The following is a 14,822-nucleotide window of genomic DNA, read 5'->3' as shown; positions in this document are numbered from 1 at the left end:
GGAAACTGGCCTGAATTGCGCTCCCGCGCGTCGTGCCGGTTCCGCGTCGCCACTGCGCGATACGACGACATCGCCGTGTCGGATGCGTAGGGTGGGGAGTCGGTGCGCGAGGATTCGGGACGAGGAGCTGAGTTGAGCGCGGTACTGATCTCACCAGGAGAGCTTCGGGAAGCCATGGCGGACAAGCGGCTTCGTCTGTTGGATGTCCGATGGGCGTTGGGCGACCCGGATGGGCCGCAGCACTATCTCGACGGCCACATTCCCGGCGCGGTGTTCGTCGATCTGGAAATCGAACTGGCCGCGCCGCCTTCACCCGCGCATGGCAGGCACCCGTTGCCCGACACCGCGCAATTGGAGAAGTGCGCGCGCAGCTGGGGAGTGTGCGACGGCGATCCGGTGGTCGTCTACGACGCAACCGGCGGCATGGCCGCTGCCCGCGCCTGGTGGCTGCTGCGCTGGGCGGGCATCGCGGACGTGCGCATCCTCGATGGCGGCCTGCCCGCCTGGGTCGGCGAGGTCGGCACCGTCGCGGCGGGCGCGGAACCGGATCCCGAGCCCGGCGATGTCGAGTTGAGCCCCGGCCACATGCCGGTGATCGGCGCGGACGGCGCGGCTCGCTGGGACGGCGTGCTGCTCGACGCCAGGGCGAGCGAGCGCTACCGCGGTGAGGTGGAGCCGGTCGATCCGCGTGCCGGACATATTCCCGGTGCGCTGAGCGCGCCGACCGCCGAGAACCTCGACGCCGAAGGGCGGTTCCGCCGCGCAGATGAACTGCGTGACCGGTTCGCCGGATTCGGGTCGGGGCCGGTCGCGGTGTATTGCGGGTCGGGCGTGACCGCCGCGCATCAGGTCGCTGCGCTCGCCGTGGCGGGAGTCGAGGCGGCGCTGTATCCCGGCTCGTGGTCACAGTGGTCGAACGACCCGAAGCGGCCGGTGGCGACGGGCAGCTGAGGCGCGCGCCTCACGGACAGCCGCGAGCGATGTCCTGCAGACCACATAATCGGCAGCGGTCAGCGGCAGGTCGTACCGCGCGGCCGCGGTGAGATACCGGCCCGTGTAGAAGCAGTGGCTCGCCCTGGACGGTGGTAACCCTTCCGGCGGTGTTTTGTCGCCTTCGGCCTGATTGGTCGGTCCGTCGGTGGCCAGCAGGGTGACGTCCAGGTCGTTGCGAAGCGGACCCGGCGCTCGATCGGCCAGAACGCGGCGCCCATGTCCCAGGCGGCGGCCGGCGGGTACACGTGGTAGCTCGCACCGCGTTCGCCGCCGGGGTGCGGCCGTTCCGGGACCACCCGGACGGCGGCGAGCAGGCGGTCGAGTTCGACGCGCGTGGGGCTGCCCGGCGCGGAGGCCACGGCACCGTGTCGAGTTCCGCGCACCCACAGAACGCGAGCGCCGCGACCAGAGCGCCCACGAGCCACCGACGAATGTCCGCCACCCATGAAGCCAGATGTACCGGCGGTGACCGACATTCGAGGGCCGGGATGTCAGGAGCGAAGCGCCCTCACAACCAGGCGCGGGCGAGCAGATCGTCGTCGGCGACCTGGCTCGCCCGGGGTGGGTACCGCGTGGCCGAGATCGATTCGATGTGCGCCCCATCGTGCCCGATCAGCCACGAGCCGCCGCGCTCCTCACACTCCGCGATCTTCGCGAAGGTGGTGAGCAGGAACGTAATCGCGTCGCGCGGATCGATGGTTCGAGCCAGACGCTGGGATTCACCTGGCCGCGACAGGTCCAGCCACACGCCGGACTGCCCGTCGAGCCGCATCCCGACGATCTTGTCGGCGTGCACAAAGGTGAATTTGCGCCGCTCCCATGGGGTTGTCGGGGTGAAGCTTTGCTCGAGAACCTGGAGCAGAATCGTCATGCTGCTTCCTCCGCTTCCGTTGACAGCAAGCTGCGATTCTTCTGCGATGACCAGCGGATATTCCAGTATGTTCCGCTCGCGCCCAGAAATCCAGCAGGCGCAGCAGCGGCGATGTCGAACCCATTTGATTGGATGGGCTGATGCTGCACGGTCTGTGGTCGCCGAGATCCGGGTTGCTGCTCTGGCACGACTCGCCGGTCACCGCGCTGCCCGACCCGCTCGGCGGCGTGCTGCGGGCCTCGAAGTTCCGGCATCGGGCCGAGGTTCTGGTCGCCGGGCCGGGTGGAGCCGTTACCGAGCAGGTCCGCGCGCATGCGATGGCGCCGTCCGCGGCCGCGGCGTGCTTGCGGCAGCGGCTCCCCGCCGACGTGGTATCGGGGGATCTCCGCTTCCTCGCCCATGTGGCGCACGGCGTCGAACGCTGGGTGCGCGCCGGACGGGTCGTGCCGGAACTGCGCAGGGAGGACGGCCAGTGGTGGGTGCGCTGGCGGCTGGTCGGCGGGGAGCGGCAACGCGCCTGGCTGGCCGAGCTGGCCGCCGCCATGCCCCAGGCCCTGCGGGTGGCCGGACGTCCGGGCGCGCTGTTGGACGATATGGTCACCGAGCTCACCGACCCGATCGCGCGGGCACTGGTAGGCCTGCCCGATTCGTCGCATCCCCTGCTTGCCGCCTTGGTCGGCGACGTTCCGTTGGAGGGCGGCAGCTACCAGCTGGCCGAGGTCCTGGAGCGCTGGCGGGCCAGCCTCACCGGTGACGAACCCGATTTGGTGCTGCGCTTGCTCGAGCCGGACGGCGAATTCGGCACCGTCGACGAGTCGGTGGCGTTGTGGCGGCTGGAGGTATGCCTGCGCATAACCGGCGAGGCACCGAAAACCGTTCCGCTGCATGGTGATCCGAACCTCGTCCGAATCGCGGTGGAGAAGCTCGGCGAGGCGCAGCGGGCCTATCCGAGGCTGCGTGATCTGCCGAGTGATCCGCACAGCATGGATCTGCTGCTGCCGACGGAGGTGGTCGTCGACCTGGTGGCGCACGGCGCGCACGCCCTGCAGACAGCGGGCGTCCGGCTGCTCCTTCCGCGCGCGTGGAGCATCGCGGAGCCGACCATGCGGTTACGGGTGGACAGCTCGGTGCCCGCCGCCGAGAGCACCGTCGGGATGCGCGGCCTCGTCTCCTACCGCTGGGAACTCGCGCTCGGCGACACCGTGCTGACCGCGGCGGAGATGGACCGACTCGTGCGCGGCAAATCCGATCTGGTCCAGTTGCGCGGCGAATGGGTGCAAGCGGACCACAAGGTGCTCGCCGCCGCCGCCCGCTACGTCGCCGCGCACACCGACGATTCCCCGATCACCTTCGCCGACATGCTCGGCGAGATCGCGAGCGGTCGAGTGGAACAGGTGCCGATCGCCGAGGTGACCGCCTCGGGCTGGGCTGCCGACCTGCTCGACCACACCCGCGAGCCGGAACCGGTCGCCCCGCCGATCGGATTGAAGACCCAGCTGCGGCCCTACCAGGAACGCGGCCTCGCCTGGCTGGCCACCATGAGCCGCATGGGTCTCGGCGGGATCCTCGCCGACGACATGGGACTCGGCAAGACCATCCAGGTGCTGGCCCTGCTGATGCACGAGCGGGAGGCGCGCTCGGTATCCGATGGCGTGCAGCAGGCAGGCGCGGAGGGGCCGACGCTGCTGGTGTGCCCCATGTCGGTGGTCGGCAACTGGCAACGGGAGGCGGAGCGGTTCGCGCCGGATCTGCGTGTGTGGGTGCATCATGGCGTGGGACGGCGGATGGGCGTCGAACTCGATGAGATGGTCGCCGCGGCCGACCTGGTGATCACGACCTACGCGCTGCTCGCCCGCGACGTCGAGGAACTCGGTAGACAGCAGTGGGATCGGGTCGTGCTGGACGAGGCGCAGCACATCAAGAACTCGGGGACCAGGCAGGCGCGGGCAGCGCGGACACTACCCGCGCGGCATCGGCTCGCGCTCACCGGTACTCCGGTGGAGAACCGGTTGGAAGAGCTGCGCTCGATCATGGATTTCGCGATGCCCAAGGTGCTCGGCAGCCCGCAGTCGTTCCGGGCCCGCTTCGCGGTGCCCATCGAACGCGAGCGCGACCCGAACGCGATCAGTCGCCTGCGCTGGCTCACCCAGCCGTTCGTGCTGCGCCGTGTGAAGACCGATCCCGCGGTGATCAGCGATCTGCCGGAGAAAATGGAGATGACGGTGCGGGCCAACCTCACCGTCGAGCAGGCCGCTCTCTACCAGGCCGTGGTCGAGGACATGCTCGCCAAGATCAGGGACGCGAAGGGCATGGCACGCAAGGGTGCCGTCCTCGGCGCACTCACCAGGCTCAAGCAGGTGTGCAATCATCCGGCGCACTTCCTCGGCGACGGGTCCGGCGTGCTGCATCGCGGCGCCCACCGGTCCGGCAAACTCGCCCTCGTCGAGGATGTTCTGGACGCGGTGCTCGCCGACGGTGAGAGGGCATTGCTGTTCACCCAGTTCCGCGAGTTCGGTGAGTTCGTCGCGCCCTATCTCGCCGAGCGGTTCGGCACCGATGTCCCTTTCCTGCACGGCGGCGTGCCGAAGAAGAGGCGCGACAGCATGGTCACCCGGTTCCAGCAGCAGGATGGTCCGCCGCTGATGCTGTTGTCGCTCAAGGCCGGTGGTACCGGGCTCAATCTCACCGCCGCCAACCACGTCGTCCACTTGGACCGCTGGTGGAATCCCGCAGTGGAGAACCAGGCCACCGACCGTGCTTTCCGGATCGGGCAGCAGCGCAACGTCCAGGTGCGCAAACTGGTCTGCGTCGACACCATCGAGGAGCGAATCGACGAAATGATCAACGGTAAGCGGCACCTCGCCGACTTGGCCGTCGGCGCGGGGGAGAACTGGATCACGGAGCTGAGCACCGACGAACTGCGCGACCTGTTCGCCCTAGGCGCCGCGGCGGTGGGCGAATGAGTCCTTTTACCGATTACAGCGAGTTCGGCAAGAAACTGCCGGTGCGCGGCGGGGTCGAGGCACGGAGCCGTCGTGGCGCGTTCGGGCGTACCTGGTGGGGCAGGGCCCTGATCGAATCGGTGGAGCGGATGGCGGAGCCGGGACGTTTGGCGCGCGGCCGCAATTACGCGCGGTCCGGTCAGGTGGTCAGCTACCGGATCGAGCCGGGCGCCGTCACCGCGGAAGTGCAAGGCAGCCAACCGCGTCCGTTCACCGCGGTGTTCACCGTCCGTCCGTTGCGCGAAGAGGAGCTGGAGCTGATCATCGAGACCATTCGGTCGGCGCCGGGCATGCTCGCCGACATCGCTTCGGGCGCATTGCCCACCGGTCTCGGGCCGCTGCTGTTGCCGACCACCGCGGCGGATCTGGACTTCACCTGCACCTGCCCGGACCCGGGCTGGCCGTGCAAGCATGTGGCCGCGGTCTGCTACCTGCTGGCCGAGCGGCTCGACGAACGCCCACGCGAGATCCTCACCCTGCGCGGCCTCGACTTGGACACGCTGATCAGCGGAATCGAACGCGAGGAGCCGTCCGCCGAATCCGATGACCCGTACGGGGACCATGCCGACTTGCCGGACCTGCCGAGAATCGAATTTTGCGCGGCCATCGACGATCTCGATCCGGTGCTGCTGCGCAAGGCGCTGCGGATGACCGCGGCCGAGGAGTCGATCGCCGCGACCGGCCTGCGTGAACTCACCGCGATCTACCGCCTGTTCGACTCGTGAACGAGCGCAGCCGAGCATTGCTCGGTCATGGTGGAGCTGAACACCAGCGAGGCGGAGTAGTGAGCAACTTGGATGGCACCCGGCATCGGGGCCGGCGGCTGCGTCCGGACTTTCGGGGCGGGATCGAGTCCGGCGAAGCAAAAAGGGGACCGGGACTTCCCGACGCCGAGTGCCTTTCTAAGTCTCCCGCCGCCGAGCCCGGTGCGGAACTGCCCCAAGAGCGCCCGCCCGCTGCCCTTACACCGAACTTCGGGCAGTGCTCAGGCGCGCGGAATTTCCGGCGATCGGCACCGCTGTGAAGCACACGGTGGCGATACCGGTTACCGCGATGGCGGGTTCTGGGACGTACAGGCAGGCAATCCAGAACATGCCACCCGCGGCAACATGCTGCCCCCCGGTGCCTCCAGACGAGTTGCGCCAGTCGACCAGGCGCGAACATCGCCCGGTCACGGCGGAGCCGAGCGTCGGTGCGGTGGGGGCATGAGCGATTCGACCGGGTCGGCGACCCCACCGCGCGACGACCTCGCAACCCCCGTCGCCATTCGCACACCCCCGCGCCGAGTGGTGTCCCTGGTTCCCTCGCTGACCGAGGCGGTGGCGCTCACCTGCCCGGAAGCCCTTGTCGCGGCGACGAAGTGGTGCACCCACCCCGTCGATCTGGATGTCGAACGAGTGCGCGGAACCAAGAATCCGAACGTGCCGCGCATCATCGAGTTGGCCCCCGATCTGGTGCTGTGCAACAAGGAGGAAAACCGCCGTGTCGACGTCGAATGCCTACGCGACGCGGGGATCCCGGTGTGGGTCACCAAGATCGAATCCCTCGATGAGGCCATGGTTTCACTCGCCAGGCTCTGTACGGTGGCGCTCGGAATCGGCATCCCCACCTGGCTCAGCGAGGCCGAATCCGCCTGGGCACCGCCGCCACCCGAGCCGTCCCGTGCGGCCGTCATCCCGATCTGGCGCAACCCGTGGATGGTGGTCGGCCGAAATACCTTTACCGGCGATCTCGCACACCGTCTCGGCCTGCGGCTGGTGCATGCCGACCTCCCGGACCGTTATCCCCACGTCACCGAGGCCGAACTGATCAAGGGTGTCGACATCGCCGTGCTCCCCGACGAGCCCTATGTCTTCACCGAATCCGATGGTCCTGAAGCTTTCCCGGACATCCCGGTCGCATTGGTCGAGGGTCGCGCCCTCACCTGGTACGGGCCGTCGCTGGCCACGGCCCGCGCCATCCTTGCCGCGCAGTTGGCCCGCGCTCGCCGACCGGATCACCCGAGTTCGTAGTCGAACCAGATGTGGTGGGTACCGTCGGTATCGGCCCGCAGCCCGCCGGTGCCGGTGATGCCCGTGAGGGCGCCGGTGCCGCTACTCGGGACGATGGTGAAGAATTCGTCCGTGCGGTCCGAGCCCGTGGTGGTCGCGAGGTGGGAGAAGTTGAAGGTGCCCTCCGCGCCGTTGAGCGTGCCCTCGAACGACTCCATCGCCACATAGGTACCCACACCGGTGTTCTGGTCGAATGCGGCGGTGAACAGCGTCGAGGAGCGTCCGGTGATCTCGCCGCCGAACTCCTTGGTGATAATCGCTACGCCGACCGGCAGCGCTGTGCTGATCGTCGGATCCGGCACCACCTCGGTCGGAACGAAGGATGTCACGGAAAAGGTGCCGGTTGCTTTCATGCGCCGGATCCTAACGACGGACACCGACGACTTCGACTGCAGCGGCGAGCTCCGACGAGTTCGCGGTAGTCGGCCAGGTCGAAGCGCACGCCGCGCCTGCCTCGGTCAGCCCGAGGTTTCCTTCGACCGTCCCACGCCGCGCCGACGGTCTGCCGGGCGATTGTCGCGCGCTCGGCGCGGGGCGGGTTCGAGAATCAGCGGCACCCATACGCGGACAGGAAGGTGCGGATCGCGGATCCGGCGATGTCACGGAGTTCCGCCTCCGGTACCGCGCGGGTGCCGAGGCGCGAGCGTGCCTCCAGCGGGGCGGTGAGCAGGGCGAGCAGTTGCTCGGCGGCCTCGGCCGGTTCGGTGACGCGCAGCTTGCCCGCGAGTGCGAGCCGGGCCAGCCGATCGGCCATCGCCTCGGCGATGTTCCGCGAGGTGCGGGTGAGAATGGTGTCGACGAGGTCGGGGAACGCCGCGAGCTGGGCATAGGTGAGGGCGCGCAGCGCGCGGGAGCGATCGCCTGCGCACACCTCGAGTAGCCGGTACGCCACGTCGGTCAGGATCGGCGCGAGATCCTCGCCTGGCTCGCGCAGTTCGTCCACGATCGCGAGGGTCTGCGCGGCCACCGCATCGGCCGCGGCCAGTACCGCGTGCTCGAACAGCGTCTGCTTGTCGGTGAGGTGGTTGTAGACCGTTGGCTTGGCGACACCGGCTTCGTCGGCGATCTCCTGCACGCAGGCCTTGTCGTAGCCGCGCCGGGCGAAGACGGTGAACGCGACATCCAGGATTGCCTGCCGCTTGTCGATGCGGCCCCGCGCCGCCGTTGTTCCCGTCACCCCTGCATGCTAGCGCCTTCGGAATCCAGAAATGAACTCGTTCGTTCACTCTTGTAAATCAACCAGGCAGTTCTCTAGATTGAACTCACCAGTTCATTCTAGGAGGAGTTCATGATCGTTCACCTGTTGCGCTTCGGCTTCCACGAGGAGACGACCGAGGAGCAGAAGGCCGAGGTACTCGCGACGATGCGGCGCACCGCGTCGGTCGAGTCGGTGTCGTTCTCGACGGTCGGCCAAAACCTGGGCGACGCGTCCGAGGGGCTGACCCACGCCTACTGCGTCGGCATCGAAGATCTGGCGGCACTGGAGCGTTACCTGCACGACCCGGTCCACCTGGATGGCGATCCACGGATCCTCCCGCACGTCGCGAAGATCGCGATCGGTCCCGACGTCGCCGACGAATCCGATCCCGACCTGCGCGACAAGATCATGGCGTTACACGAGGCAAAGCTCGCCGCGTACCCGGAGTGGGCTCAGCTGATGGACACCGTCCCCGAGGTACGGATCTTCTGACGACTCAGCCCCTTTCGGGCCTCACACGTTGCGGCGATACTGCCCGCCGACAGTGAAGAACGCGTCGGTGATCTGCTGCAGCGTGCACACACGGGCAGCGTCCATCAGCACCTCGAAGATGTTGTCGTCGGTACGGGCGACGGCATCGAGGCGGGCAAGGGCGGCATGGGCGGCATCGCGGTGCCGATGCTGGAACTCGCGGACCCGCGCAAGCTGGGACTGCCTCTCCGCCTCGGTGCCGCGCGCCAGCTCCATTTCCCGATGCGGCTCGCCGTGCGGGCTGCGGAAGGTGTTGACGCCGATGATCGGCAGCGAGCCGTCGTGCTTGCGCTGTTCATAGCGCATCGACTCGTCCTGGATCTTGCCGCGCTGGTAGCCGGTCTCCATGGCGCCGAGCACGCCACCACGTTCGCTGATCCGGTCGAACTCGGCCAGCACGGCCTCTTCGACCAGGTCGGTGAGCTCCTCGACGAGAAAGCTGCCCTGCAGCGGATTCTCGTTCATCGCGACGCCCCACTCGCGGTTGATGATGAGCTGGATGGCCAGCGCGCGGCGCACCGATTCCTCGGTCGGGGTGGTCACCGCCTCGTCGTAGGCGTTGGTGTGCAGGCTGTTGCAGTTGTCGTAGATCGCGATCAGCGCCTGCAAGGTGGTGCGGATGTCGTTGAAGCTCATCTCCTGCGCGTGCAGTGAGCGGCCGGAGGTCTGGATGTGGTATTTGAGCTTCTGCGACCGCTCGTCGGCGCCGTAGCGATCACGCATGGCGACGGACCAGATACGCCGGGCCACCCGGCCGATGACCGAGTACTCCGGGTCCATGCCGTTGGAGAAGAAGAACGACAGGTTCGGTGCGAATTCGTCGATCCGCATGCCGCGCGCGAGATACGCCTCCACATAGGTGAATCCGTTGGCCAAGGTGAAGGCCAGCTGACTGATCGGGTTCGCGCCGGCCTCGGCGATGTGGTAGCCGGAAATCGACACCGAGTAGAAGTTGCGAACCCCGTTGCGCACGAACCACTCCTGGATGTCGGCCATCATGCGCAAACTGAATTCCGTGGAGAAGATGCAGGTGTTCTGGCCCTGGTCCTCTTTCAGGATGTCGGCTTGCACCGTGCCGCGCACCGTGGCGAGCGCCTGCGCGCGGATGTCCGCGGCTTCCTCGTCGGTCGGCTGCCTTCGCTCCGCGACCGCGAAGCGGTCCAGCGCCTGGTCGATGGCTGTGTTGAGGAAGTACGCCAGGATGGTCGGCGCCGGTCCGTTGATGGTCATCGACACCGAAGTGGTCGGTGCGGTCAGATCGAAGCCATCGTAGAGGGCCTTCATGTCGTCGAGCGAGGCGATCGACACCCCGGACGTGCCGACCTTGCCGTAGATATCGGGGCGCTCGGCGGGATCGTGACCGTAGAGCGTCACCGAGTCGAACGCGGTGGACAGCCTTTTCGCCTCGGAATGCTCGCTGAGGACCTTGAAGCGGCGATTGGTGCGGAACGGATCGCCCTCGCCCGCGAACATCCGCGCCGGATCCTCGTTGTCCCGCTTGAACGGGAACACCCCCGCCGTGAACGGGAATCGTCCGGGCAGGTGCTCGGCGCGAAGGAATCGCAGCAGCTCACCGTGATCGGTGTATCGGGGCAGCGCGACTCGCGGAATCGAATTGCCGGATAGTGTTTCCCTGCGCAGAGGGGTGTGGATTTCGCGGAGGCGCACACGCACAACCTGTTCGTCTCCGCGGTAGGACTCGGCCAGCGCGGGCCACTCGCCCAGCAGCGCGGCATTCGCCGGGGTGAGATCGGCGCGGGCGCGTTCGGCCAATTCGGCAACGGCGGTGTCGTCCGGCAATTCCGCCGCCACCTGTTCGAATCGTTGCAGGCGTTGCGCGGCGAGGATCTGGGTAGCCGTCTCGGCGTGGTAGGCGCGGACGGTCTCGGCGACCTCGGCCAGGTAGCGTGCGCGCGCGGGCGGGATGATCTGGGCGAAGCGGGTGGAGGTGCGGGTATTCACCCTGGGCAGCACACCAGGCTCCAGTCGCAGGCCGCGGCCCACGAGCAAGCCGGTCAGGTGCTGGTAGAGGGCCGTCACTCCGTCGTCGTTGAACGTCGCCGCGCTGGTGCCGAAGACGGGCATGTCCTCCGGGGCCGCGCCGAACTCTTCTCGATTGCGGATCAACTGCCGGGCGACGTCACGCAGCGCGTCCGCGGCCCCGCGGCGCTCGAATTTGTTGATCACCACCACGTCCGCGTAATCGAGCATGTCGATCTTCTCGAGCTGGGAGGCGGCGCCGAACTCAGGTGTCATGACGTACATCGACACGTCGACGTGGTCGGTCACGGCGGCGTCGCCCTGGCCGATGCCAGGTGTCTCCAGGATGACGAGGTCATATCCCGCTGCCTTGCAGGCGGTCACGATCAGATCGATGTTGTCCGGCAATTCCCGTCCACCGCGGGTGGCCAGTGAGCGGAAGAAGATGTGTTCGCCGTCGAGTGCGTTCATCCGGATGCGGTCGCCGAGCAGCGCACCACCGCCGCGCCGCCGGGTCGGATCCACCGCGAGGATCGCGACCCGCAGTTTGTCCTGTTGATCCGAGCGCAGCCTGCGCACCAATTCGTCGGTGAGCGAGGACTTTCCGGATCCGCCGGTACCGGTGATGCCGAGCACCGGTACGGTCCGCGCCGCCGCGGCCGAGGTCAGTGTCTGCCGGTCGGCTTCCGGCAGCGTGTCCTGTTGTAGGTAGGTGATGGCACGGGCCAAGGCGGCGCGCTCACCGGCGAGCACCGCGTCCAGCACCGGTGGGTCGGCGGCAGGATCGACGTCGCAGGCGCGGATCAGCCGATTGATCATGCCGGGTAGGCCGAGGCGCTGTCCGTCCTCGGGGGAGAAGATGGTCACGCCGGATTCGGCCAGACGTGCGATCTCCTCGGCGACAATCACGCCACCGCCGCCGCCGAATATCCGGACATGTTCCGCTCCGGCCTTTTTCAGTGCGTCGGCCAGATATTCGAAGTACTCGACGTGCCCACCCTGGTAGGAGCTGACCGCGACACCCTGTACGTCTTCGGTGAGTACCGCATCGACCACTTCGCTGACCGCGCGATTGTGGCCGAGGTGAATCACCTCCGCGCCTTGGTTCTGCAGGATGCGGCGCATGATGTTGATCGCCGCGTCGTGCCCGTCGAACAGGGCGGCGGAGGTGACGAAGCGAACGGGGTGGGTCGGCGTGTGGAGCGCGATGCGGTCGGCCACGGGATCCTCCGGCGAGTTGAATGCCGCCCGATAATAGGACGTCAAACTAATCCTACGGTGATGACAATCACATCGCCAGACGCTGCGGACAATACCGGCTGACCTCGCATCGCGAATACGCCGCGGCGCACCACGCAGCCGCGAACACGCAGCGCCGCAGGCGCTGCAAATCAAACACAGCGCTGCAAAACCAAACACCGCATACTGGGCGAGTGGTGAGCGACGACAGGGCGGCGGCCGCGGTAGGGCGGCTGGTCGTGGACGGTGTGCTGTCTCGAGAACAGGCTGATGCAGTGCTCGCGGCGCTTACTGTCGAACGCGCGTCGGTGTTGACGCGCGGGAAGGTGATCGCCGAGATCGCGGCTTATCTCGGGGCCGGTCTGCTATTCGGCGGGATCTTTCTGGTGCTGGCCTCGTCCTGGCAGGACCTCGGCCGGCCGGTGCGGGTGGGTGTACTCGCCGTCGTCACGGCCGGTCTCCTGTTCGGCGGAATCCTGCTCGCCGGTGCGCTGTTCACCCGTCCGAGCGCGCGCAGCCCGCGCGCCAGGCTTGCGACGGTGCTGTTCGCCCTTGCGTCCGTCGCGCTCGCCGCGTCCGTCGGCACCGCACTCGAGGGCGGAACTGCCGACGCTGCTTGGGTTTTCGCGTGCACGGCGGGGGCGGTGGTGGCGGTGCTCGGCTACCTCGCGCTGCCTTCGGTGCTCGGCATGCTCGTCTGCGCCTGCTTTGTGCCTGCGGCCGTCGCGGGGATGCTCACCGATGTGTTCCACCGCGACGACGCGTGGGGCAGCGTAGCCGTGCTGCTGCTCGGTGGCGCGTGGTTCGGTCTGACCAGAATCGGCGCTTTGCTCGAAAACCGGGCCGGATACCTGATTGCGATCGTCACCTCTGTGGCGGCCGCGCAAAGCATCGACGTCGGGGGTCGGACCTGGGCCTATGGGCTCACGGCGCTGATCGCGCTCGTCTGCTTCGCGCTATATGCGAGCGATCGATCGGTGGTGCTCGTCATCGGTGGTGGGGTATCGATCGCCTTGGCCGCGGGTGAGGCGGTCTCCGAATGGACCGACGATGCGCTCGGCGCGGCCGCCGTGGTCGTGGCGATCGGCGCGATCATGCTCGCCATCGGCGCCTTCCAGCTCACTCGATCGCACAAAAAGCCCAGCTAGGCGGCTCCCTCGCCTTCGCTCAGTCCGGTCATGAGCGGTCGCCTCGGAGCCTTCGCTCGACCCGGCGCAGGCTGCGTGGTCACTTGGTCCGGCTGCGTCGATCAAGCGCCTGCCGCATGGCAGGCGGCGGAGGTCTCCTGTTGTGCCCTCGGAGACGGTCCGAGGCATGGGATGAATCACATCGCAATGAACGGCTGTTAATACTTGGACATCCAACTATAGGATGACCGCATACCGCATGGCGGTGCCCCGATCCGCTACAGAACAGGACTGGCATGGTTCGCGAGCTCACTCATTTCATCGGCGGACAGCATGTGCCTGGCACATCCGGAAACTTCGGTGACGTCTTCGACCCCAACCTCGGTCAGGTGCAGGCGCGGGTGCCGCTGGCAAGCAAGTCCGAGGTATCGGCGGTCATCGCCAATGCCGAGGCGGCGCAGCCGGAGTGGGCCGCGTTCAACCCGCAGAAGCGGGCGCGCGTGCTGATGAAGTTCCTCACCCTGGTGCAGGAGGAAATGGATTCGCTCGCCGCCCTGCTGTCGTCCGAGCACGGCAAGACCATCGCCGACGCCAAGGGCGACATCCAACGCGGTCTCGAGGTCGTCGAATTCGCTACCGGTATCCCGCACCTGCTCAAGGGCGAGTACACCGAGGGGGCGGGCACCGGCATCGACGTCTACTCGATGCGTCAGCCGCTCGGCGTCGTCGCGGGCATCACACCGTTCAATTTTCCGGCCATGATCCCGTTGTGGAAGGCCGGTCCCGCGCTGGCCACCGGCAACGCATTCGTGCTCAAGCCGTCCGAGCGAGACCCCTCCGTGCCGCTGCGGCTGGCCGAGCTGTTCCTCGAGGCCGGTCTGCCCGCCGGTGTGTTCAACGTGGTCAACGGAGACAAGGAAGCCGTCGACACACTGCTGCACGATCCGCGGATCAAGGCCGTCGGTTTCGTCGGCTCCACCCCGATCGCGCAGTACATCTACGAGACCGCGAGCGCGAACGGCAAGCGCGCCCAGTGCTTCGGTGGCGCGAAGAACCACGCGATCGTGATGCCGGACGCCGACCTCGATGACGTCGCCGATCAGCTGATCGGCGCCGGTTACGGTTCCGCGGGCGAGCGCTGCATGGCCATTTCGGTGGCCGTCCCGGTCGGCGAGGAGACCGCGGACCGCCTCGTCGCCAAGCTGACCGAACGGGTGCGCAAGCTGAACGTCGGTCGTTCCGACGACCCCGGCGCCGACTATGGCCCGCTGGTCGGCCAGGACGGCGTGAACCGGGTGAACAACTACGTCCAGGTCGGCATCGATGAGGGCGCGGAGCTGGTGGTAGACGGACGCGGACTGGTGGTGCAGGGCGCCGAGGATGGCTACTTCGTCGGCGCGACGCTGTTCGACAAGGTGACCCCGGCGATGCGGATCTACCGCGAGGAGATCTTCGGTCCGGTGCTCACCGTGGTCCGCGCCGAAGACTACGAGGAGGGGCTGCGACTGGCCAACGAGCACGAGTACGGCAACGGTGTCGCGATCTTCACCAGGGATGGCGACACCGCCCGTGACTTCGCCGCGCGCGTGCAGGTCGGCATGGTCGGCATCAACGTCCCGATCCCGGTTCCGATCGCTTACTACACCTTCGGCGGCTGGAAGCGTTCCGGCTTCGGTGATCTGAACCAGCACGGTCCGGACTCCATCCGTTTCTACACCAAGACCAAGACGGTGACCCAGCGTTGGCCTTCGAGCATGCGGAGAGCCGTGCCGGTAGAGCGCGTCGCAGGCTCCGCGCCCAACGCCTTTGTCATACCGACGATGGACTGAC

Annotated in this window: 11 protein-coding genes; 7 read left to right on the top strand and 4 right to left on the bottom strand. The window is 67.5% G+C overall.

Annotated features, from left to right (window positions below; all coding sequences use genetic code 11):
• Positions 1–132 precede the first annotated feature (132 nt).
• Entirely contained in the window at positions 133–951 is an 819-nt protein-coding gene (locus tag AB0H00_RS14655; protein ID WP_357265843.1) for a sulfurtransferase, read from the top strand.
• A gap of 550 nt (positions 952–1,501) precedes the next feature.
• On the opposite strand, the gene AB0H00_RS14650 is transcribed toward AB0H00_RS14655, so the two are convergent.
• Positions 1,502–1,864 (bottom strand): hypothetical protein, encoded by a 363-nt coding sequence (locus AB0H00_RS14650; protein ID WP_357265841.1) that lies wholly within the window; start codon positions 1,862–1,864, stop codon positions 1,502–1,504.
• 140 nt (positions 1,865–2,004) lie between these two features.
• On the opposite strand from AB0H00_RS14650, the gene AB0H00_RS14645 reads away from it, so the two are divergent.
• From AB0H00_RS14645 to AB0H00_RS14635, 3 genes are all read left to right on the top strand, one after another.
• Positions 2,005–4,827 (top strand): DEAD/DEAH box helicase, encoded by a 2,823-nt coding sequence (locus AB0H00_RS14645; protein ID WP_357265839.1) that lies wholly within the window; start codon positions 2,005–2,007, stop codon positions 4,825–4,827.
• Positions 4,824–5,591, top strand: a complete 768-nt coding sequence (locus AB0H00_RS14640; protein ID WP_357265837.1) for an SWIM zinc finger family protein — start codon at positions 4,824–4,826, stop codon at positions 5,589–5,591. The genes AB0H00_RS14645 and AB0H00_RS14640 overlap by 4 nt, the downstream gene beginning before the upstream one ends.
• 480 nt (positions 5,592–6,071) lie before the next feature.
• On the top strand, positions 6,072–6,878 hold the full coding sequence (locus AB0H00_RS14635; RefSeq protein ID WP_357265835.1) for a helical backbone metal receptor: 807 nt from the start codon (positions 6,072–6,074) through the stop codon (positions 6,876–6,878).
• On the opposite strand, the gene AB0H00_RS14630 is transcribed toward AB0H00_RS14635, so the two are convergent.
• Complete coding sequence (locus AB0H00_RS14630) at positions 6,863–7,270, bottom strand: DUF3224 domain-containing protein (protein WP_357265833.1); 408 nt, start codon at positions 7,268–7,270, stop codon at positions 6,863–6,865. The genes AB0H00_RS14635 and AB0H00_RS14630 overlap by 16 nt on opposite strands.
• A gap of 194 nt (positions 7,271–7,464) precedes the next feature.
• Positions 7,465–8,094 carry a TetR/AcrR family transcriptional regulator gene (locus AB0H00_RS14625; protein ID WP_357265832.1) on the bottom strand — a complete coding sequence of 210 codons (630 nt, stop codon included), beginning with the start codon at positions 8,092–8,094 and terminating at the stop codon, positions 7,465–7,467.
• Positions 8,095–8,205: 111 nt separating this feature from the next.
• Between AB0H00_RS14625 and AB0H00_RS14620 the strand changes: the two genes are divergently transcribed.
• The gene (locus AB0H00_RS14620) at positions 8,206–8,607 is read left to right on the top strand and encodes a Dabb family protein (protein WP_357265830.1); all 402 of its coding nucleotides are present in this window, start codon (positions 8,206–8,208) and stop codon (positions 8,605–8,607) included.
• A 21-nt stretch (positions 8,608–8,628) separates the two neighbouring features.
• On the opposite strand, the gene icmF is transcribed toward AB0H00_RS14620, so the two are convergent.
• Positions 8,629–11,847 carry a fused isobutyryl-CoA mutase/GTPase IcmF gene (icmF, locus tag AB0H00_RS14615; protein WP_357266120.1) on the bottom strand — a complete coding sequence of 1,073 codons (3,219 nt, stop codon included), beginning with the start codon at positions 11,845–11,847 and terminating at the stop codon, positions 8,629–8,631.
• Positions 11,848–12,059: 212 nt separating this feature from the next.
• On the opposite strand from icmF, the gene AB0H00_RS14610 reads away from it, so the two are divergent.
• Positions 12,060–13,013, top strand: coding sequence for a DUF2157 domain-containing protein (locus AB0H00_RS14610; RefSeq protein WP_357265828.1), 954 nt, complete (start codon positions 12,060–12,062; stop codon positions 13,011–13,013).
• 275 nt (positions 13,014–13,288) lie between these two features.
• Positions 13,289–14,821, top strand: coding sequence for a CoA-acylating methylmalonate-semialdehyde dehydrogenase (locus tag AB0H00_RS14605; RefSeq protein WP_357265826.1), 1,533 nt, complete (start codon positions 13,289–13,291; stop codon positions 14,819–14,821).
• Position 14,822: the final 1 nt, after the last annotated feature.

This window comes from Nocardia sp. NPDC023852 (assembly GCF_040639505.1).
GTDB lineage: Bacteria > Actinomycetota > Actinomycetes > Mycobacteriales > Mycobacteriaceae > Nocardia.
The sequence above is the reverse complement of the archived record's forward strand: the minus strand, read 5'-3'. Positions and strand labels throughout refer to the sequence as shown.

What these genes read in the sequence shown, in the direction of transcription:
- AB0H00_RS14635 (WP_357265835.1), top strand. Translation starts at nt 6,072, where the DNA reads ATGAGCGATTCGACCGGGTCGGCGACCCCACCGCGCGACGACCTCGCA.
- AB0H00_RS14650 (WP_357265841.1), bottom strand. Translation starts at nt 1,864, where the DNA reads ATGACGATTCTGCTCCAGGTTCTCGAGCAAAGCTTCACCCCGACAACC.
- AB0H00_RS14605 (WP_357265826.1), top strand. Translation starts at nt 13,289, where the DNA reads ATGGTTCGCGAGCTCACTCATTTCATCGGCGGACAGCATGTGCCTGGC.
- AB0H00_RS14640 (WP_357265837.1), top strand. Translation starts at nt 4,824, where the DNA reads ATGAGTCCTTTTACCGATTACAGCGAGTTCGGCAAGAAACTGCCGGTG.
- AB0H00_RS14645 (WP_357265839.1), top strand. Translation starts at nt 2,005, where the DNA reads ATGCTGCACGGTCTGTGGTCGCCGAGATCCGGGTTGCTGCTCTGGCAC.
- AB0H00_RS14630 (WP_357265833.1), bottom strand. Translation starts at nt 7,270, where the DNA reads ATGAAAGCAACCGGCACCTTTTCCGTGACATCCTTCGTTCCGACCGAG.
- AB0H00_RS14620 (WP_357265830.1), top strand. Translation starts at nt 8,206, where the DNA reads ATGATCGTTCACCTGTTGCGCTTCGGCTTCCACGAGGAGACGACCGAG.